Genomic DNA, 18,080 nt, shown 5'->3' on the forward strand with positions numbered 1-18,080 from the left:
AAAGGTAAGAACTTAACAGCTTTCTTTTTATTTAGAAAGATTATAAACTTGTTATAACTCTGTGATATTTTTAAACGTAGTTTGCGTTTTAATAGAATTAAAACGGATTTGTAACATACAGTAAATCAAGTGGTAATTGACTTAGTGATTTGTAAAAGAAAGAAAAATTTATTTTAATGTTTGTATGGTTTTAACAAAACCCACGACCTATACAAACTCATAAGCGACTTTAAATTAAGAAAATCATGAAAAGAAATTTAATACAGACATTGTTTTTAATCTTGATAGTAACCAACCTATCTGCACAAGATGTTACTACCTTTTTTAGTAAAAGCGATAGCTTTTTTAAGACCAATGTAGTTGATGGTAAAGTAAAGTATGCAGCTATAAAAAATAACCCCGAAGCTTTGAATGCAGTATTGGAATCTGCAAAAAGCATAACGGTTTCTAAGTCTGATGCTGCAACATACCAAGCTTTTTGGATCAATGCCTATAATCTACTTGTTATAGATGGTATTGTTAAGAATTATCCATTAAAATCACCTTTAGATGTTGCTGGTTTTTTTGATAAAACAAAGCATGAAATTGGCGGAAAGTATGTAACCTTAAACGGAATAGAGAATGATTTGTTAAGAGCACAGTTTCCTACTGAAGCTAGATTTCATTTTGTATTGGTGTGTGCCGGTTTAGGATGTCCTCCAATTATAACTGCGGCTTACAAGCCATCTTCATTAGACAGTCAGTTGCAGAAGCAGACCGTTATGGCATTGAACAACCCTAATTTTATAAAAGTTAATAAGAACAAAGCCCAGATTTCTCAATTATTTGAGTGGTACAAAGGGGATTTTGAACAAAAAGGAAGTACAGTAGATTTTATTAATACCTATAGAAAAGAGCAATTGCCAGAAAATGCAAAGGTTTCTTATTACCCATACGACTGGTCTTTAAACGAGGCTAAATAATCAATTTTTAAAAAAAACCGAAATGAAAGTTTTAACTAGAAAGATATTTCTTGGAGTATTTTTTTGTGCTTTTTTTACAGTGAATGCACAAGATAGTCTGCAACAGAAAAGTAACATACAACAGTACACGCCATCAAAATTAATAGGCAAAGGACAGTATGATGTAAAGTGGTTCAATAATTTATATACTCAAACCGAAAGCACGTTTACAGAAGGTACAGAGCCAAGACAAACTTTTTTTACCTCTACATTAGAAGCATATACAGGTGTTGGTACTAATAAAAGATGGAATGTAGGTGCTATTCTAGAATTTAGATCAAATGTTATTGGTGACAGAAGTGCCTTGGATGTATTTAAGTTCGATGGTGAAAACAATACAGCTAGATCAGGTCTTACTTCAATAGCGCCATCGGTAAAGTTTGTTCCAATAGCTTCGGTCAGTAATTTTTCTATTCAAAGTTCATTCTTTATTCCTTTAGTGGATAATGAAACAGAGAACGGAGTTTTTCTAGATCAAAAAGGATACATCTGGCAAAATAGATTCTTTTACGATTATACTTTTCCAGGCGATAAGTGGCAGCTTTTTAGTGAGATCAACTCAGAATTAAGTTTTGGAGATAAAGAAGAGAGTTTTGCTAATAATAGTTTAAACCTTACGCCAGGTTTATTTCTTAGTTATTTTCCGTCAAGTAAGTTTACTGTTTTGGCATTGGCACAACATTCTCAACGTTTAGATTTGGGTAACGATTTTGCTCAAGATTTTACAGCATTGGGTGGTGGTGCAAAATATCAACTAACAAGTGCTTTAAATCTAGAGTTGTTGTATACAAACTTTGTTCGTGGTAGTAATACCGGGCTTGGTCAAACCTTTAATTTAGGGTTGCGAGGTATATTTTAAAGATGTTTTGAGTGTTCCTTAAAGAGCCTTTTGTTGTCAAAAACAAATAGGCTCTTTTTTGGTATTTATAGGTATGTTTTTGAACTATAATTGATTACGCGCTTATTTTGTTCTATATTGAAAACCTTGGTAAAAGATTCATATAAGTTAAGATGTGAGTATTTGAAAAAATGAATGTAAAAACACTTTCTTTTCTAATTTTAATGTTTGTTTGCTTATTCGTGAGCGGGCAAGATGTAACGGTGGCAGAATTAAAATTTTCAGGAACAAAGCGCACCAAGATTTTGTTTATTAAGAATCTTGTTAGTTTAAAGGAGGGTATGTTGTTAGATTCTGTTCTAATGAATAATGACATACAACGCTTAAAGAGATTGCCTTCAATATCTCATGCCTATTATAAGGTTAATATCTTACCAAATAAAACTTGCGAAGTACAATATGCTATTGAAGAGAATTTTACGTTAATACCTTTTGCTAATCTTTTCAGTTCTTCCAATGATGATTTTGCTTTTAGAATAGGATTACAGGAGTTTAATTCTTTTGGACGAAATATTACTTTAGGTGCTTTTTATCAGTATGATAATTACAGTTCATTTGGGTTAAGTGTAAGGGCACCTTATTTATTTTCTAATAAGCTTGGGCTGGCGGTAAATTATAATAATTTCACCACTTTAGAACCTGTTTTTTTTCAAGATGATACAGCAGATTATAAGTATAACAATACCGGCTTTGAACTCTTAGGACTTTACGAAGTCAATTTTAAAAATAGGATGGAATTGGGTTTTAGTCTTTTTACCGAAGACTACCAATATGTAGATGGGGCAACAAGTGCGGGGGTACCTATGAATTTAAATGTAGATAAGCATTTATTCAAGTTCATTTATGATTATAATGGATTGGATTATTTCTATCATTATTTAGAAGGATTTAGAAGTCAACTAAATTTACAATACGTAGGCAGTACCAATACTAATTTGCCAGAATTCTTAATTGGGTTTAATGATTTTACGTATTTTAAAAGAATTGGAGATAGGGGTAATTGGGCCAATAGGCTGCGTTTAGGTTTGGCAAGTAATGTTGATAGTCCGTTTGCACCATTCACAGTAGATAATAATTTAAATATAAGAGGAGTTGGTAATTCAATTGACAGAGGTACAGGCATGATTGTTTTGAATACAGAGTACAGGCAAACCTTAATAGATAAAAACAAGTTTGTGCTGCAAGGAAATATATTTATTGATGGCGGTACATGGCGAAATCCAGCAGGTGGTTTTGATGATTTGCTAAAAAGTGAAAATCTTAGAATTTACCCGGGAGTAGGACTCCGATTTATGCACAAACGAATCTTCAATGCAATTTTCAGGATAGACTACGGCTACGGAATCACAAAAGACGGCGACAACGGAATTGTCTTTGGTATTGGTCAATATTTTTAGCAATCTTTGTGTTTCAATATATTGTCATAAATAAATTATGGCATAGACCTTGTGTTAAATATCAGCATGAAATACACCAGTTTTACAATTACATTTTTATTGTTTTTGAGCGTTTTTTGCGTTGCGCAAGATTCGCTAAAAACGGTTGTGGCAGAACCCGGCGACGGCATTTTATCGCTGTTAAGAAAGCAAGGTGTTAATCCGTATGAAGCTTATGATGAGTTTGTAGAATTAAACTATCATGATTTGCGCGATAGTGTGCATCTTGTTGCTGGTAGAGTTTATGTACTTCCAAGAATAAAATTAGATACGGTGGCTATTGTAGATTCTTTACAGTTGCAATCAAAAGAAATTAAAGAGCTAGAAAGTGATTCTTATGATATTTTTGGAGAGAAGCACAAAACAGTTATTGCTAAAAGTGAAAGATTAAAAGGCAATATATATTATTTAGTTTCAGGTCATGGTGGTCCAGATCCTGGTGCTATGGGGGTTTATGCAGGTAAGGCTATATCTGAAGATGAATATGCCTATGATATTACATTACGATTGGCAAAAGAGTTATTGGCACATGGTGCAGAAGTATATATTATTATACAAGACGAAAATGACGGAATTAGAGATGATTTCGTTCTTGAAATTGACTACGATGAGGTTGCTTATATGAATAAAACAATACCTCTAAATCAAGTAGAGAGATTAAAACAACGGGTAGATATCGTCAATGATTTGTATAAAGAAAATAGAGATAAATATCAGCGATTAATCGTTACACATGTTGATAGTAGAAGTGAAAATCAAAATATAGATGTATTCTTTTATCACCACGAGAAAAGTAAAAACGGAGAAAAACTAGCAGAAAGTATACATAAGACCTTCGGAGCCAAGTATAAAAAATATCAACCTAATAGAACCTATTCAGGAACTTTTGAAGATAGAACGTCACTGTATTTGGTGAAAAAAACGCATCCTGCAATGGCATATATTGAAATTGGGAATATTAGAAATGCGAAGGATCAAATTAGAATTGTTGATCCTGATAATCGCCAGGCACTTGCTAAATGGATCAGCGAAGGGGTGCTGTTAGATTTTGAAGGTGAATAAAGGTTAAGCCGCTATATACTTTAAATAATACTGGTATAATTCAGTTGGATTTGCACCCAGATGGTATTTTAAATGAATCATTCCGAAATGCCATTGCAATCTTACCTCGCCGCGCTCTTCATAACGTCGTGCGGAAGTGGTTACGGCAGAAGAAATAATCTTAAAAGGTTTTAGTTTGTATACTCTTCTAATGAATTCGTTGTCTTCGTAAATAACATAATTTTCATTGAAACCCTTAAGTTGTTGAAATAGTTTACTGGTGATGAAAAGAGACTGGTCGCCGCCTCGACAAATTTGATGGTTAATACGGGTGCACCAAGAAAAGAATTTTAAAAAAGGACTATTACTATTAAAACGCATTTGAAAACAACCCACTTCAAACCCATCTTGAATTTCGTTTAAAATAGCGCTATCGAAATCTTTTGGAGGTAGCGTATCTACATGTATAAAATAAAGAACATCGCCAGTTGCCTTTGTTGCGCCAAGGTTCATTTGTGTAGCGCGTCCCTTTTTGCTATTAATGACTATTGCTCCATATTCTTGGGCATTAGCAACAGTTTGGTCGTTACTGCCACCATCAACCACAAGTATTTCTTTTATGCGGTTTGTACCTGCATTGGTAGAAATGGCAAAAAGTACATCTTTAATGTACTTTTCTTCATTCAATACCGGAATGATAATACTTATGGTTGGCTGGTGAGTACTCATAAAAAAATGTTTACTTACTTATGGTAGTCAAATACTGGTATTCCTTACAATTGCTTAATTAATTCTTGAAAAAGCTTTACCATTTTAGGTTCGGTTTTTTCAGCTATAGAAATAATCTCGCTAATGTCAACAGGTTTTAAATTGTCTGGATCGCATTCATCTGTCAAAACAGAAACGGCAACAATAGGTAATGACAAATGATTGGCAACGATAACCTCTGGTACAGTACTCATACCAACAGCATCTGCACCAATTAATTTGATCATTCTATATTCAGCCTTAGTTTCTAGTTGTGGTCCTACTACAGAAGCATAAACTCCGCTTTTTAATGTAATATTATGCTCTTTAGCAATAGCCATTAGTTTGGTGCGCATATCTAAATCATAAGGCTCAGACATGTCTGCAAAACGCTCGCCAAATTCGCTAACACCTTTAAATGCTAGAGGAGAACCGCCTTGTAAGTTAATGTGATCTTCAATCAGCATCATATCGCCCTTTTTATAATCAAGGTTTACAGCACCGGCAGCATTAGAAATAAATAATTTAGAAATACCCAACATGTGCATTACGCGAATAGGGTAGGTGATATCTAAAAAGTCGTAGCCTTCGTAAAGATGAAAACGACCTTGCATTACAACTACTTTCTTACCAGAAATGGTACCATATACCAATTTACCAGTATGAAATTCAACCGTTGCCAATGGAAAAAATGGAATGTGATTGTAATGAGCTTCAATAGGGTCTTCAACACTATTGACCAATTTACCTAATCCTGTACCTAAAACAATACCTATTTCAGGTTTATCAAAACCTTTATTTTTAAGGTATGCTACAGATTCTAAAAGTTCATCTTTCATCATAATTTTATATGTTTTAAAAAGGGAGCAAAGGCATCAGTATCCTTTATGTCCTCGTAATAATCAACGTCGTTTCTTGTTTCTAAAAGGGTAGTAGTTTCATTTTTAAGGTCAGATAAAGTGTCCTTTAAAACGGTTCCTGTTCCCCATGTTTTGTTTTTGAAAAGTGCTGGTAAAAATTTCTTCATCCCCAGTAAATAGTATCCGCCATCTTCTGCGGGACCAACCACAAAATCATTTTTCTCTAAAGATTTAAATGCTTCTTCTAAATCTTCTTGAGAAAGATCAAGCATGTCACTACCGATAATAATAATTTTTTGATATTCGTTCTTAAATCCTTCTTGAAAGGCATTTGCCATGCGAATACCTAAATCTTCGCCTACTTGTAATTTTTTACCAAATTTTTGATTGTCCCAAACATCGTTTTCCCAAATTTCTTCAGAATAATATACCTCTTTTTCGGCATATAAATTTTTGGTGATCGCTACGGTATGGTCTAATAAAAATTTATAAATATCAAATGCAGCTTGGTCGCCAACCGTAGCGGCTAAGCGTCTTTTTCCCTTTCCCAATTCAGGGTTTCTGGTGAAAATTAGTAAAAGATTGTTTGAATTTGCGAGGGTAAAATCTATGACCTTCTCGTCTCGTACTGCTTTATTGTTCTGTAGTATTGCCAATGTGATTTTTTAATTTTTCCTAACTCCTGATTAATACACCTTAATTCCTTCGTGTAAAAGCTTGCCCCAATGCTTGCTAAAAGCATGAACGCTATCGGTTACAATCTCTTTGTCGTTAAAAACTTCTCCGCCTTTATTTTTCCATTCAAAAATACCACCATGTAGATTTAGAATCTTGGTATACCCCAATTCTTTCAGCTTCTCACCAATGTCTTCTGATCTTACACCAATAGAACAATATACGATGATGGTTTGCGATTTGTCAGTAATCGTTTCCAGCACTTTTTTCTCATCAAACTTTTTATACCCCACCCAAATAGCATTTTTAAGGTGGCTTACTTCAAATTCTTCTTTTTCTCTTGTATCTAAAAATACGATAGAATCTGTCTCTGGTAAATTATCAACATACGCATAAGGTATTGTACCCTGGTTCCAAGAGTTTAGCGCCTTTGTAATTTTGTCTTGTCCTGAGCTATATTTTGAAAAAGAAAGGAAGACAAGAACACAGAGTAATAACTTATAATTTAGTATTTTCATAACTACAAAGGTACTATAATTAGCATTTAAGAAGTACTGGTGTAAAAGTGAATTTATGGTTAAAACTTTGCAAAATAAAGGTTTAGCAGTATTTGTACTACTGTGTGTTATTTTCAATTTCAGTTGTAAACAAGAGGTGAAGCAAGAGTTGGTCGAAGAAGAGGTTCCGACTGGGTATTATATTGAAAAATATAGACCGCAATATCATTTTACACCAGAAGAAAAATGGATGAATGATCCTAACGGATTGGTTTATAAGGATAGTTTGTATCATTTGTTCTATCAATATTATCCAGATAGTACGGTTTGGGGACCTATGCATTGGGGGCACGCAGTTAGTAAAGATATGATTATTTGGAAGCACAAACCAGTAGCGTTATTTCCTGATGACAACGGATTCATATTTTCTGGTAGTGCGGTGGTGGATCATAATAATACTTCGGGCTTTGGTACAAAAAATAATCCCGCCATGGTGGCAATTTTCACCTATCATGATATGGCTGGTGAACAAGAAGGAAAAAATGATTTTCAAACACAAGGTATTGCCTATAGTTTAGATAATGGTGACAGCTGGGCGATGTATGAGAAGAATCCTGTAATTGGTAATACGGGAATAAAAGATTTTAGAGATCCAAAAGTTTTTTGGAATGATAAAGCTGAGGTTTGGACGATGCTTTTGGTTGCTGGTGATCACTTGCAAATATGGAATTCGCCCAATTTAAAAGAGTGGGAAAAAGTGAGTGAATTCGGTAAAGATACTGGAGCGCATGGTGGAGTATGGGAATGTCCGGATTTGTTTCCGTTAAAAATAGAAGGTACCGATGAGGTAAAATGGGTGCTTTTGATTAGTATAAACCCTGGTGCGCCAAATGGAGGCAGCGGTACGCAATATTTTATTGGTGATTTTGATGGTACTACATTTACAACAGACCAAGTAGAGCACAAGTGGATAGATCTAGGTAGAGACAATTATGCTGGTGTAACTTACAATGGCGCACCAAACGATGAACGTATTTTTATAGGATGGATGAGTAATTGGGATTATGCACGTGACACACCAACGGAAAAATGGCGTAGCGCTATGACAGTGCCAAGAGAGTTGACTTTGCGTAAGGTTGGTGACGACGTATCGTTATTTAATTATCCGGTAATAGGTTTTGAAAAGCATGTTGCCTTGGCATACCCAGAAAGTATAATAAAGATTCTACCTACTAGAAAAAGAATTATTCCACTTAAATATAGTAATCAAAGCAAAACGAAATTTACGTTGTCAGTTCCAAATGCTCAGATTTATTTTAGAAATAAAAATGGAGATAGCCTTAGTATTGATATTGATAGAGATAAAAAGTTGGTCACGCTAGATCGAAGAAAATCGGGCAATGTTGATTTTAGTGATAAATTTTCACCGGGAGTTCAGCAAATGAAAATTCCGAATTTACCGGATGATCCAATTGAAATTGTATTGCTTCTAGATCATTCTTCATTAGAACTTTTCATCAATGGAGGTCAGTATGTAATGACTAATCAAATTTTTCCTAATGAATTTTTCAGGGCGATAACCATTGTAAATAATTCTGAAGAAGAGTTAGTTATAGAAGACTTTACAGAGCATAAAGTAGAGCGCGTCTGGGACTAGTTTCTTCAGAGTTGTCGCTTAGGTCAAGACATCTTCGTCTGTGCTTATACTTGCTATGCTCGATTTTTTAAATACTTTGCTAGGTAGCTTTCGGTATCTCTAAGGTGAATTTGGGCTAATTGTGTTTACTGAAAGGTTGGCTATGATGTAATCGTCATTATAATTGGTTATAAATAGCAGTATAATTCTAAAGCCTGTTTTATTTCAAGTAATACCTAAAATATCTTATTTATTCTTTTTGTCTATTTAAAGGCAAAAAGCACACCTCTATTCTATGATTTGTCAGCGAGCCTATATATTTTTGTATTAGAAAAAAAGGGTGTTAAAACAAAAAAATCCTTACCGTTAAGTAAGGATTTATTGTGGTGCCTCCAGGAATCGAACCAGGGACACATGGATTTTCAGTCCATTGCTCTACCAACTGAGCTAAGGCACCATGTCGCTATAAGCGGCTGCAAATATAATTTCAATTTTAGGATTTACAAACTAAATCGCAAAAAAAGAAAAATGTTTTTTTAATTTTTAATCTTTGTAACATGAATTTAATAATTGATGCAGGTAATACAAACGTTAAGTTAGCAATCTTTAAAAAGTCAGAAATAATTCATTTAGAGACTGTTGTTGTCGATTTGTTTGTTGAAGCGGTTAAAAAAATTTTCAAAGAATTCCCAGGAATACAATCTTCAATAGTTTCTAGTGTAGGGTCACTTTCTAAGGAGCAAATGAAGGTTGTAGCCGTTTTTTGTGATCTTCATGAGCTTTCTAATGCATCAAAAGTGCCATTTAAGAACTCATATGCCTCACCTCAGACATTAGGTGTAGATCGTTTGGCTTTGGCTACAGCAGCATATTATTTTAATCCTCATCAGAATAATTTGGTCATTGACGCAGGTTCTTGTGTTACTTACGATATGATAAATGATTTTGATGAATATTTGGGTGGAGCGATATCTCCAGGTGTTCAAATGCGATATAATGCTATGCATCATCAAACGGCAAAGTTACCTTTATTAGAGAAAAAAGAACTGTTAGACTATATCGGCAACACTACAGAAAACTGTCTTCATAGTGGTGTTGTAAACGGTATAACTCTTGAAATAGACGGTGTCATTGATCTCTACAGAGGCAGATTTGAAAATTTAACAGTTATTTTAACCGGTGGAGACACACTATTTTTGTCTAAACGATTAAAAAATACCATATTTGCGGATTCCAAATTTCTCCTGAAAGGGCTTAATTATTTGCTGGAATACAACAAGCACTAAATGATCAGAAAAATTGTAATTGCAATTGTATACATAACCACCGTGGGTATGTACGCTCAAGATGGCACCGTTTCTCCCTATTCTTTCTTCGGAATTGGCGATTTAAGAAGCGAAAGCACGGTAGAAAATCAAATGATGGGTGGTATTGGCGTCTATGCCGATAGTATTCATATAAACCTTAAAAACCCAGCAGCATATGGCAAGCTTGGTTTAGAGGTGATGGATAGGGAAGGTTTGGTTACCTATACGGCTGGTGTCTCTAATAAGCAGTATACACTTAAAAGTTTTACCGAAGAACAACAAAGCTCTATTACTAATTTAGATTATTTGGCACTAGGTTTTAGTTTAGGTAAAGGTTTAGGTATGGGGTTTGGTATTATGCCGTATTCTTCAGTTGGCTATAATTTGGTAGAAGAACGCACAAATGCAAGTGGCTCAGAATTAGTTAATGTATATAGTGGAGAAGGCGGATTGACCCGTGCTTTTTATTCTGTAGGATATGAAGTTATAAAAGATTTAAGTATTGGGGCTACCGTAAATTTCAACTTTGGTACTTTAGATAGTGAAAGATTACAACAGGTGGAAGATATTCAATTTGGTACTTTTGATAGAAGAAGTTCTAGAATAAACGGATTCGATTTTAACTACGCATTAAACTATACCCCTATAATAAAAGGTAGGCAACGACTACATTCTTCTATTCGTATAAATACACAAGGTAATTTAGTTTCTAAGAATGATAGGCAAGTAGGTTCTTTCTCGGTTGCTAATGGAGGGACAATTGAAGAAGTAGAAGTAAACTTGGCTGCTCAGAATTTGAGTAATACCGAGTTGAAGATACCTACGACCACAACGTTAGGTTTGGGTTATGGTGAAGATTATAAATGGTTTATAGGTGCTGAATATAGTTTTCAAGAGATGAGTTCTTTTGAAAATGTATTCTTAGGTGCAGATAATATAGCGTATGAAGACGCAAGTTCTTTTGCTTTAGGTGCTTTTATTACCCCAGATCATAATTCGTTTTCAAGTTACTTAAAACGAATTACTTACCGTGCAGGTTTGCGTTTAGATAAGACTGGTATGTTGGTGAATGATGTTGATATAAATAACTTTGGCATAACTTTTGGATTAGGCTTACCACTGGGTAGAAGTTTCTCTAATCTTAACTTAGGTTTTGAAATTGGCAAAAGAGGAACTACTAGAGCTAATTTAATAGAAGAGAGCTATTTTAAATTTAATGTAGGTCTTTCATTGAACGATCGCTGGTTCCAGAAAAGAAAAATCAATTAATAAAAAATTAGTACATTAACCATTTTAAAAATAGAAAAAATGAAATCGAAACTTTACTTCACGGCAATTATGTTTCTTGGGATGATGGGAGTGAGCAATGCACAGGCGCAAAACCCTGAATGTATGACAAACTTGTCCATATTTTCTGAACATGCAAAAGTTAAAAATTATGACGCAGCTTATGAGCCATGGAAAATGGTTTATGAAACTTGTCCACAATTAAACAACGCTATCTATGTATATGGTGAGCGTATACTTAAAGACAAATTAGAAAAAGCAACTGATGCTGATAAAGAAAAATTTGCAAATGATCTTATGGGTCTTTACGACAATAAGATGAAGCATTTTGCATCTAAAACTAGCGCTGGTGAGACTATGGTTGATAAAGCTATGGTGATGTACGAAAATAAAATGGCAGATGATGCTAAAATGTACAGCATGCTAAGTGACGCCTTTACAAAGGATCAAGAAAACTTTAAAAGCCCCAAAGCATTATATATCTATTTCTCGAGTTTGGTAGATGAGCATAAGGCTGGTAGAAAAGATTTGCAAGAAGTATTTGACGTATACGATGCTGTTACAGAGAAAATTGAATTAGAAAATGAAAGCCTTACTGGTAAAATTGCTAAACTTTTACCTAAGGAAGAAGCTGGTACATTAACTTCTAAAGAAAAATCTCGTTTAAAATCTTACAATTCTTATTCTGAAGTTTACGGTAAAATCGCAGGAAGTATCGATTCTAAATTAGGTCCTTTAGCAGATTGTAGCAACTTAATTCCTCTTTACGAGAAGAGTTTTGAAGAGAAAAAGAACGATGTTGTTTGGGTAAAAAGAGCTGTTGGTCTTATGTTCAACAAAGAATGTACAGATGATCCAATGTTCCAGAAATTATTTGAGGCGCAGTTAAGACTAGATCCATCTGCCGATGCTTATGTATATGGTGGTACTTTGAAAATGAAAAATGGAGATACTAAAGGTGCTCTTGCAGATTTCGATAAAGCATTGTCTTTAGAAACTGATAATGAGAAAAAATCTAAGATTGCTTATAAAGTAGCTGTTATTAATAAGAGAAAAGGTAGCAAGTCAACAGCACGTAGCTACGCACAGAAAGCAATTGATGCTAACTCATCTAATGGGCGTGCTTATTTATTAATTGCTAACCTATATGCAACAAGTGCAAACGGTTGTGGTACTACTGCTTTCGAAAAAAGAGCAATGTATTGGAAAGCGGCAGATATGGCAAGAAAAGCAGGTAGAGTAGATCCATCATTAAGTGGTTCTTCAAGTCAAGCTGCAAACAGCTATAGTGCAAAAGCACCTTCTAAAGAAATGATCTTTAGCTCAGGTATGGCTGGTAAAACTGTTACTTTCAACTGTTGGGTTGGTGGTAGCGTGAAAGTACCTTCTTTATAGAAAAAATGATACAGATTAAAAATTTTAAAGGCATTGCCGTGGTATGTACCATGGCAATGCTTTTTTTATCTTGTAAAGATGATTACAAGAGAGTTGGTGAAGAAGCGGTAAAGGAAGTTTTTCCTAGAAGTGTAGCAGAAAATTTCGTAGCCACCTATACCGAATCTCCTGAAAAATTAGGGTCTGAAGATGAAGGTTCTTCTAGAGTTATGGCGGTGCTATCAGGGCCTATAAGAAACGATTTTGAGCAGTTGTCTTTTCCATATCAAACCTTTCCAGAAGGCTTGTTGGTAGAGATTTTTAATGAGAAGAATGAAAAAACAACTATAGAAGCAGATTATGGAGTGTTGTACTCTAAGACTTCTATCGTAGATTTGCGTGGTAATGTGCTTATAAAAAGTGATGATGGTAAGAAACTAGCAACATCTCAATTGTATTATGATCGCGGTAATGAATGGGCATTTACGCAAGAGAAATTTACATTTACCAATCCTGATGATGGAACGGTAATGGATGGTGAGGGAATGGATATTCAAAAAGACCTTAAGTTTTTAAATGCACATAAAACCTATGGTCTTATGTTGATTAAAGAAGATAAAGAGCAAGAGAATGATTAATATATTAAGGTATACAGAGTACTTATATGTAATAGTGGCAGGTTTTTCAATTTTTAGAATTTTTACAGATTGGAATACGGATAGAAGTATGGCTTATTTTTTCATATTTTTTGCCATAGTATCTATAGGTATGTTCTTGTTTAGAAGAAACTACAGAAAAAAATTCGAACAACGTAAACGGGATAATCAAAATAAATAGTGGGTACAGCCGGTATTATCATTATACTTTCCTTGATTTTTTCAGCATTTTTCTCAGGAATGGAAATTGCCTTTATTTCTGCGAACAAAATTCATATTGAAATAGAGAAAAAACAAGATGGTTTTTTGGCTAGAGTACTAACTAGATTAACCAAAAAACCATCTAAGTTTATTGCGACCATGCTAATTGGTAACAATATAGCCCTGGTTATTTATGGTCTTTTCATGGGTGATGTACTTATGAATTGGTTTACGGGTATTGTGCCAGATAATGCTTTTTTAAAGTTATTGATAACAGATTTTAGTCTGTTGACCCAAACGTTGATTTCTACCTTTATTATTTTAATAACAGCGGAGTTTTTGCCAAAGGTACTTTTTCAGATTTATGCAAATAACCTGTTGAAGTTATTGGCAATCCCTGCATTTTTATTTTACATATTATTCTCTTTTATTTCAGATTTTATTATTTGGATTTCTGATTTGATATTGAAATATGTTTTTGGAACATCGGGTGATGAAGTACAACTCGCCTTTAGTAAGCTAGAGTTAGGTGATTACATTACCGAACAGATGGAAACTATAGAGGAAGAAGATGAGGTAGATACCGAAATACAAATATTTCAGAATGCATTAGAATTTGCGGCTGTAAAAGCGCGTGAGGTTATGGTTCCAAGAACAGAAATTGTAGCTGTAGAAATGTATGAGAGTCCTAAAAACTTGGCAAAGATATTTACAGAAACAGGCTACTCCAAAATATTAGTTTATAACGATACGGTAGACAATGTAATTGGTTATGTGCATTCTTATGAGTTATTCAAAAAGCCAAAGACCATAAAGAGCATTTTATTACCTGTAGAGTTTGTGCCAGAAACGATGCTAATTCAAGATATACTAAACGTGTTGATAAAGAAACGTAAAAGTATTGCGGTAGTATTAGATGAATATGGTGGTACATCAGGTCTTGTAACGGTAGAAGATATTGTAGAAGAACTATTTGGAGAGATAGAAGATGAACATGATACTACAGATTTAAGAGAAGAAGTAGTTGATGAACGTCACTTTCTTTTCTCTGCAAGGTTAGAAGTTGATGATATCAATGAAAACCATAAATTAAATCTGCCAGTATCAGATGAATATGAGACCTTAGGTGGTCTTTTAGTACATACACTAGGGGAAATTCCAGATAAAGAAGTAGAGCTTACCATAGCGTCTTATAAGTTTACTGTGCTAGAAGTTTCTAACACCAAAATCGATTTGATTTCCATAGAAGTTTTAGAAGAGGAATAACAGTGCATCAATCAATAAATTAGGAGGCTTTTTAGTTTTTATTATTTCAATTAAAAATGGTAGTTTTGCCTCCCAATAACCACAAACGATTATTTTAAACGTTAATTAGAATGGCAGTATTAGAAAATATTAGGAAACGTACAACCGTGTTGATCTTGATAATAGGTTTAGCACTTTTTGCATTTGTTATTTCTGGGGTTTTTACCAGTAGCAATTTTGGAGGAGAAAAAGTAGGCTCATCAGTAGCTGAAATTAATGGAGAAGATATTTCTATTGATGAATTCAGAAGAGAAGTTGAAGTTGCTTCAAATAGAGTTGGTCCAACAGCATCATCTATGCAGGTTGTAAACCAGGTTTGGGAGAACAAAGTAAGAAAGACAATCTTAGGTGAGCAATTTGAAGATTTAGGTATTGGTATAGAGCAAGATCAAATTGTTGATTTTCTTAGAACTACCGGTTATGCACAAAATCCTCAGTTTCAAGATCAGAACGGTCAGTTCGATGCTAACATGTTCAGACAAACTGTAGCAGATTGGAAAGTTAACAACCCTGCACAATACGAAGCTTGGTTGCAAACAGAAGATGAAATTATTGAATTGGCAAAAGAGCAGACTTACTTTAATATGGTAAGAGCTGGTGTAGGTGCTACTTTGAAAGAAGGTGAGTTAGATTATAAGTTGGCTAACGAAAAAATGGACATTAAGTACGTAAGAGTACCTTACACTTCAATTGCAGATAGTACTATTTCTGTTACTAAAAGTGAAATTGCTGATTACGTTAGTAAGCATAAAGATGAGTATAAGCAAGATCCTGCTAGAGATTTGCAATATGTATATTTTCAAGAAAAACCATCTGAAGCTGATCAAACTGCTATTAAAGATGAGATTACTAAACTTTTAGATGATACAGTTGAGTATAATTCTCAAACAGATCGTAACGATACTATTAAAGGTTTTAGAAATACAAAAGATGTTACTGCATTTTTAGATAGATATTCAGACACTAAGTTTGATACTATCTATAAAGCTAAGAAGAATTTACCTTCTAGTGTTGCTGATACATTGATGAGCTTAAATGTTGGTCAAATCTACGGTCCTTATAAAGATGGAGATTCGTACAAGATTTCAAAAATGATTGCTAGAAAGCCAAATGGTTCTGTAAAAGCTAGTCATATTTTATTGGCTTACACAGGTGCAACGAGAGCTAATCCTGCTGTAACTAGAACAAAAGAAGAAGCGGAAGCTAAAGCAAAAGAATTATTAAGAGAGGCTAAGAAATCTGGAGTAGTATTTTCAGAATTGGCAAGAGATAACTCTGACGGACCTTCTGCACCAAACGGTGGAGATTTAGGATATTTCCAAAAAGGAGTTATGGTTCCTAAATTCAATGACTTTGCATTTAATAATAATGAAGGTTCAATTGGTTTGGTTGAAACTGATTTCGGTTTTCACGTTATCAAAATAGATGATAAAGAAGATGTAGTTCAAGTTGCTACCATCTCAAGAGAAATTGTTGCATCAGAAGAGACAATTAATACATTGTTTACAAGTGCTACCAAATTTGAAATGGAAACAACAGATGATGAAAGTGCATTTTCAACATTGGCTAAGAAAGATGAATATGTAGTTCGTCCGGTAAATAAGATTAAGGCTTTAGATGAGAACCTTCCTGGCTTAACTAATCAAAGGAACATTGTTCAGTGGGCTTTTAATGGCGATACTAAAGTTGGCGATGTAAAGAGATTTAACATCAATAACGGTTATGCGGTTGTTCAGTTAACAGGTAGTTATGCTGAAGGTGTAATGAGTGCTGAAGATGCTTCTGTGCTTGTTTTGCCTATTATTAGAAAAGAACGTAAGGCAGCGAAAATTATCGCAGCTAACAAGGGGAAGGATATGAGTGCTATTGCATCTGTTAACGGTGTTAGTATTTCAAATGGTTCTGCTTTAACAGTAAAATCGCCAACAATACCTGGTGCAGGTAGTGAGCCAGTTGTGGTAGGTACTGCTTACGGAATGGCTGCTGGTGAAACTTCAGGTTTGATTCAAGGAAATACAGGAGTTTTCAAAATTGAAATCGTGAAGAAAACAGAAGCTCCTAAATTAGATAACTATAGTGTATATGCTAATAATCTAAAATCAGGAGCAGCTAGCCGTGTAAACACTGCAGTATATAATGCGTTGAAAGACGGTTCTGAAATAGAAGATAAGAGAGCTACTTTCTACTAGTAGCTACTTTAAGATTTATATAAAAAAAGAGCATCCAAAATGGATGCTCTTTTTTTATATTATCATTTTTGAATAGGGGAGAATGGTATTGTATCCTTTTTTCTTGAAGTATTGCATGTCATCTTCAGTGCCTGTTGCTAGCACAAAATCTCCACCCCAAGCTCCTAAGCTTTTAATAGTTCTAGAATAATCAGAAAATAGAGAGTCTTTAATAGTAGGTGTTTGAAGTGTTTCTGATAAAATAGCTTCGTGTCGGTTCAATAGGATTTCAAAATCCTTTAGATTAGAGCAAGATAGGATCTGATCTGTAATACTGTCAATCTTGGTGATAAGAGCCTCTTTGTTAATGTCTAAACTACGGTAGCTATTAATGGCGTCTCTGCTATTCTTTTTTTGATTCAGGTAAACGAAAAACACCTCATCTTTAAAATCGGGATTAAAAATCACCTCGTTTACTTTTGGTTCTAAACCATTTCTTTGATAAGTAATTGCGGTATTATGTGTAGCACATGCAATATCATAACCGCTGCCGCCAAATGTAGTTTCTAATAATTGATACGGGTTAACGGATGCCCATGCTGCTATATTTGCAATCAATGTAGAGGAAGTACCTAATCCCCAGTCTTTAGGGAAAGATATTTTAGCTTCAATAACACTATATGCTGAAATACTTGATAAGAAATCAGAATTCAGCTTTTGTGTTTCATTCAATATTTGTTGTAATCTATCAGAAACGGCTTCGTTAGTTGTATTAATAGTTTTAAAATCTGTCTTAGAAAATTCAGCATAAAACCAAGTATCGTCATTCTCGTCAACACTAAACCAGTGAATAGTTTCAGAGTTTTTATTTCTAAGTTTTAATGATTGTCCGAAAGATGTAGGTAAGGCTAAGCCTTTTGCACCATCAAGAATGGCGTATTCCCCGGTGAGCAATAATTTACCGTTACTATAAAATTCCTTGGTCATAGAT

The 18,080-nt window shown here is 34.3% G+C and carries 17 protein-coding genes and 1 tRNA gene; 12 read left to right on the forward strand and 6 right to left on the reverse strand.

The window, feature by feature from the left end:
* Window positions 1-245 precede the first annotated feature (245 nt).
* The 4 genes from Q0871_RS10775 (at window position 246) to Q0871_RS10790 (ending at window position 4,397) form a co-directional block, all read left to right on the forward strand.
* On the forward strand, window positions 246-962 hold the full coding sequence (locus tag Q0871_RS10775; RefSeq protein ID WP_299322378.1) for a DUF547 domain-containing protein: 717 nt from the start codon (window positions 246-248) through the stop codon (window positions 960-962).
* A gap of 22 nt (window positions 963-984) precedes the next feature.
* Window positions 985-1,860, forward strand: coding sequence for a hypothetical protein (locus Q0871_RS10780; RefSeq protein WP_299322382.1), 876 nt, complete (start codon window positions 985-987; stop codon window positions 1,858-1,860).
* Window positions 1,861-2,030: 170 nt separating this feature from the next.
* On the forward strand, window positions 2,031-3,296 hold the full coding sequence (locus tag Q0871_RS10785) for an outer membrane protein assembly factor (protein ID WP_299322403.1): 1,266 nt from the start codon (window positions 2,031-2,033) through the stop codon (window positions 3,294-3,296).
* Between the two features lie 66 nt (window positions 3,297-3,362).
* Window positions 3,363-4,397: an N-acetylmuramoyl-L-alanine amidase gene (locus Q0871_RS10790; RefSeq protein WP_299322408.1), complete on the forward strand. Its 1,035-nt coding sequence runs from the start codon at window positions 3,363-3,365 to the stop codon at window positions 4,395-4,397.
* A 3-nt stretch (window positions 4,398-4,400) separates the two neighbouring features.
* Here Q0871_RS10790 and Q0871_RS10795 read toward each other — a convergent pair whose 3' ends face one another.
* Genes Q0871_RS10795 through Q0871_RS10810 form a run of 4 tightly spaced genes read right to left on the reverse strand, consistent with a single transcriptional unit; the run spans window position 4,401 to window position 7,176 of the window.
* Window positions 4,401-5,105: a TIGR04283 family arsenosugar biosynthesis glycosyltransferase gene (locus Q0871_RS10795; protein WP_299322413.1), complete on the reverse strand. Its 705-nt coding sequence runs from the start codon at window positions 5,103-5,105 to the stop codon at window positions 4,401-4,403.
* 44 nt (window positions 5,106-5,149) lie between these two features.
* Window positions 5,150-5,965 carry a purine-nucleoside phosphorylase gene (locus tag Q0871_RS10800; protein WP_299322417.1) on the reverse strand — a complete coding sequence of 272 codons (816 nt, stop codon included), beginning with the start codon at window positions 5,963-5,965 and terminating at the stop codon, window positions 5,150-5,152.
* Window positions 5,962-6,633, reverse strand: coding sequence for a TIGR04282 family arsenosugar biosynthesis glycosyltransferase (locus Q0871_RS10805; protein ID WP_299323356.1), 672 nt, complete (start codon window positions 6,631-6,633; stop codon window positions 5,962-5,964). The genes Q0871_RS10800 and Q0871_RS10805 overlap by 4 nt, the downstream gene beginning before the upstream one ends.
* A gap of 36 nt (window positions 6,634-6,669) precedes the next feature.
* Window positions 6,670-7,176 (reverse strand): rhodanese-like domain-containing protein, encoded by a 507-nt coding sequence (locus Q0871_RS10810; RefSeq protein ID WP_299322422.1) that lies wholly within the window; start codon window positions 7,174-7,176, stop codon window positions 6,670-6,672.
* A 55-nt stretch (window positions 7,177-7,231) separates the two neighbouring features.
* Between Q0871_RS10810 and Q0871_RS10815 the strand changes: the two genes are divergently transcribed.
* Complete coding sequence (locus Q0871_RS10815; RefSeq protein ID WP_299322425.1) at window positions 7,232-8,812, forward strand: glycoside hydrolase family 32 protein; 1,581 nt, start codon at window positions 7,232-7,234, stop codon at window positions 8,810-8,812.
* Window positions 8,813-9,175: 363 nt separating this feature from the next.
* Here the strand turns inward: Q0871_RS10815 and Q0871_RS10820 are convergent.
* Window positions 9,176-9,248 (reverse strand) — tRNA-Phe (locus Q0871_RS10820).
* A gap of 100 nt (window positions 9,249-9,348) precedes the next feature.
* Between Q0871_RS10820 and Q0871_RS10825 the strand changes: the two genes are divergently transcribed.
* The 7 genes from Q0871_RS10825 to Q0871_RS10855 all read left to right on the forward strand — a co-directional run bounded on the left by Q0871_RS10825 (window position 9,349) and on the right by Q0871_RS10855 (window position 17,110).
* Window positions 9,349-10,077, forward strand: coding sequence for a type III pantothenate kinase (locus tag Q0871_RS10825; protein WP_299322428.1), 729 nt, complete (start codon window positions 9,349-9,351; stop codon window positions 10,075-10,077).
* Window positions 10,078-11,367: a hypothetical protein gene (locus Q0871_RS10830; RefSeq protein ID WP_299322431.1), complete on the forward strand. Its 1,290-nt coding sequence runs from the start codon at window positions 10,078-10,080 to the stop codon at window positions 11,365-11,367.
* A gap of 39 nt (window positions 11,368-11,406) precedes the next feature.
* Window positions 11,407-12,780 carry a hypothetical protein gene (locus Q0871_RS10835; RefSeq protein WP_299322433.1) on the forward strand — a complete coding sequence of 458 codons (1,374 nt, stop codon included), beginning with the start codon at window positions 11,407-11,409 and terminating at the stop codon, window positions 12,778-12,780.
* Window positions 12,781-12,785: 5 nt separating this feature from the next.
* Complete coding sequence (lptC, locus tag Q0871_RS10840; protein WP_299322435.1) at window positions 12,786-13,397, forward strand: LPS export ABC transporter periplasmic protein LptC; 612 nt, start codon at window positions 12,786-12,788, stop codon at window positions 13,395-13,397.
* A complete protein-coding gene (locus tag Q0871_RS10845) occupies window positions 13,390-13,596 on the forward strand; it encodes a hypothetical protein (protein WP_299322438.1) in 207 nt (68 codons plus the stop codon). Before lptC ends, Q0871_RS10845 begins: the two co-directional genes overlap by 8 nt.
* Window positions 13,596-14,882 carry a hemolysin family protein gene (locus tag Q0871_RS10850; RefSeq protein ID WP_299322443.1) on the forward strand — a complete coding sequence of 429 codons (1,287 nt, stop codon included), beginning with the start codon at window positions 13,596-13,598 and terminating at the stop codon, window positions 14,880-14,882. The genes Q0871_RS10845 and Q0871_RS10850 overlap by 1 nt, the downstream gene beginning before the upstream one ends.
* A gap of 110 nt (window positions 14,883-14,992) precedes the next feature.
* Entirely contained in the window at window positions 14,993-17,110 is a 2,118-nt protein-coding gene (locus Q0871_RS10855; protein WP_299322448.1) for a peptidylprolyl isomerase, read from the forward strand.
* 54 nt (window positions 17,111-17,164) lie between these two features.
* Here the strand turns inward: Q0871_RS10855 and Q0871_RS10860 are convergent, their stop codons facing one another.
* On the reverse strand, window positions 17,165-18,076 hold the full coding sequence (locus Q0871_RS10860; RefSeq protein ID WP_299322452.1) for a GYDIA family GHMP kinase: 912 nt from the start codon (window positions 18,074-18,076) through the stop codon (window positions 17,165-17,167).
* Window positions 18,077-18,080: the final 4 nt, after the last annotated feature.

The organism is uncultured Maribacter sp., assembly GCF_947500985.1.
Lineage (GTDB): Bacteria > Bacteroidota > Bacteroidia > Flavobacteriales > Flavobacteriaceae > Maribacter.

Bases quoted from the DNA above. Each gene is read 5' to 3' on its own strand.
- Q0871_RS10800 (WP_299322417.1), bottom strand. From the start codon at position 5,965: ATGATGAAAGATGAACTTTTAGAATCTGTAGCATACCTTAAAAATAAA.
- Q0871_RS10790 (WP_299322408.1), top strand. From the start codon at position 3,363: ATGAAATACACCAGTTTTACAATTACATTTTTATTGTTTTTGAGCGTT.
- Q0871_RS10835 (WP_299322433.1), top strand. From the start codon at position 11,407: ATGAAATCGAAACTTTACTTCACGGCAATTATGTTTCTTGGGATGATG.
- Q0871_RS10825 (WP_299322428.1), top strand. From the start codon at position 9,349: ATGAATTTAATAATTGATGCAGGTAATACAAACGTTAAGTTAGCAATC.
- Q0871_RS10780 (WP_299322382.1), top strand. From the start codon at position 985: ATGAAAGTTTTAACTAGAAAGATATTTCTTGGAGTATTTTTTTGTGCT.
- Q0871_RS10845 (WP_299322438.1), top strand. From the start codon at position 13,390: ATGATTAATATATTAAGGTATACAGAGTACTTATATGTAATAGTGGCA.
- Q0871_RS10855 (WP_299322448.1), top strand. From the start codon at position 14,993: ATGGCAGTATTAGAAAATATTAGGAAACGTACAACCGTGTTGATCTTG.
- lptC (WP_299322435.1), top strand. From the start codon at position 12,786: ATGATACAGATTAAAAATTTTAAAGGCATTGCCGTGGTATGTACCATG.
- Q0871_RS10860 (WP_299322452.1), bottom strand. From the start codon at position 18,076: ATGACCAAGGAATTTTATAGTAACGGTAAATTATTGCTCACCGGGGAA.
- Q0871_RS10810 (WP_299322422.1), bottom strand. From the start codon at position 7,176: ATGAAAATACTAAATTATAAGTTATTACTCTGTGTTCTTGTCTTCCTT.
- Q0871_RS10815 (WP_299322425.1), top strand. From the start codon at position 7,232: ATGGTTAAAACTTTGCAAAATAAAGGTTTAGCAGTATTTGTACTACTG.
- Q0871_RS10785 (WP_299322403.1), top strand. From the start codon at position 2,031: ATGAATGTAAAAACACTTTCTTTTCTAATTTTAATGTTTGTTTGCTTA.
- Q0871_RS10830 (WP_299322431.1), top strand. From the start codon at position 10,078: ATGATCAGAAAAATTGTAATTGCAATTGTATACATAACCACCGTGGGT.
- Q0871_RS10775 (WP_299322378.1), top strand. From the start codon at position 246: ATGAAAAGAAATTTAATACAGACATTGTTTTTAATCTTGATAGTAACC.
- Q0871_RS10795 (WP_299322413.1), bottom strand. From the start codon at position 5,105: ATGAGTACTCACCAGCCAACCATAAGTATTATCATTCCGGTATTGAAT.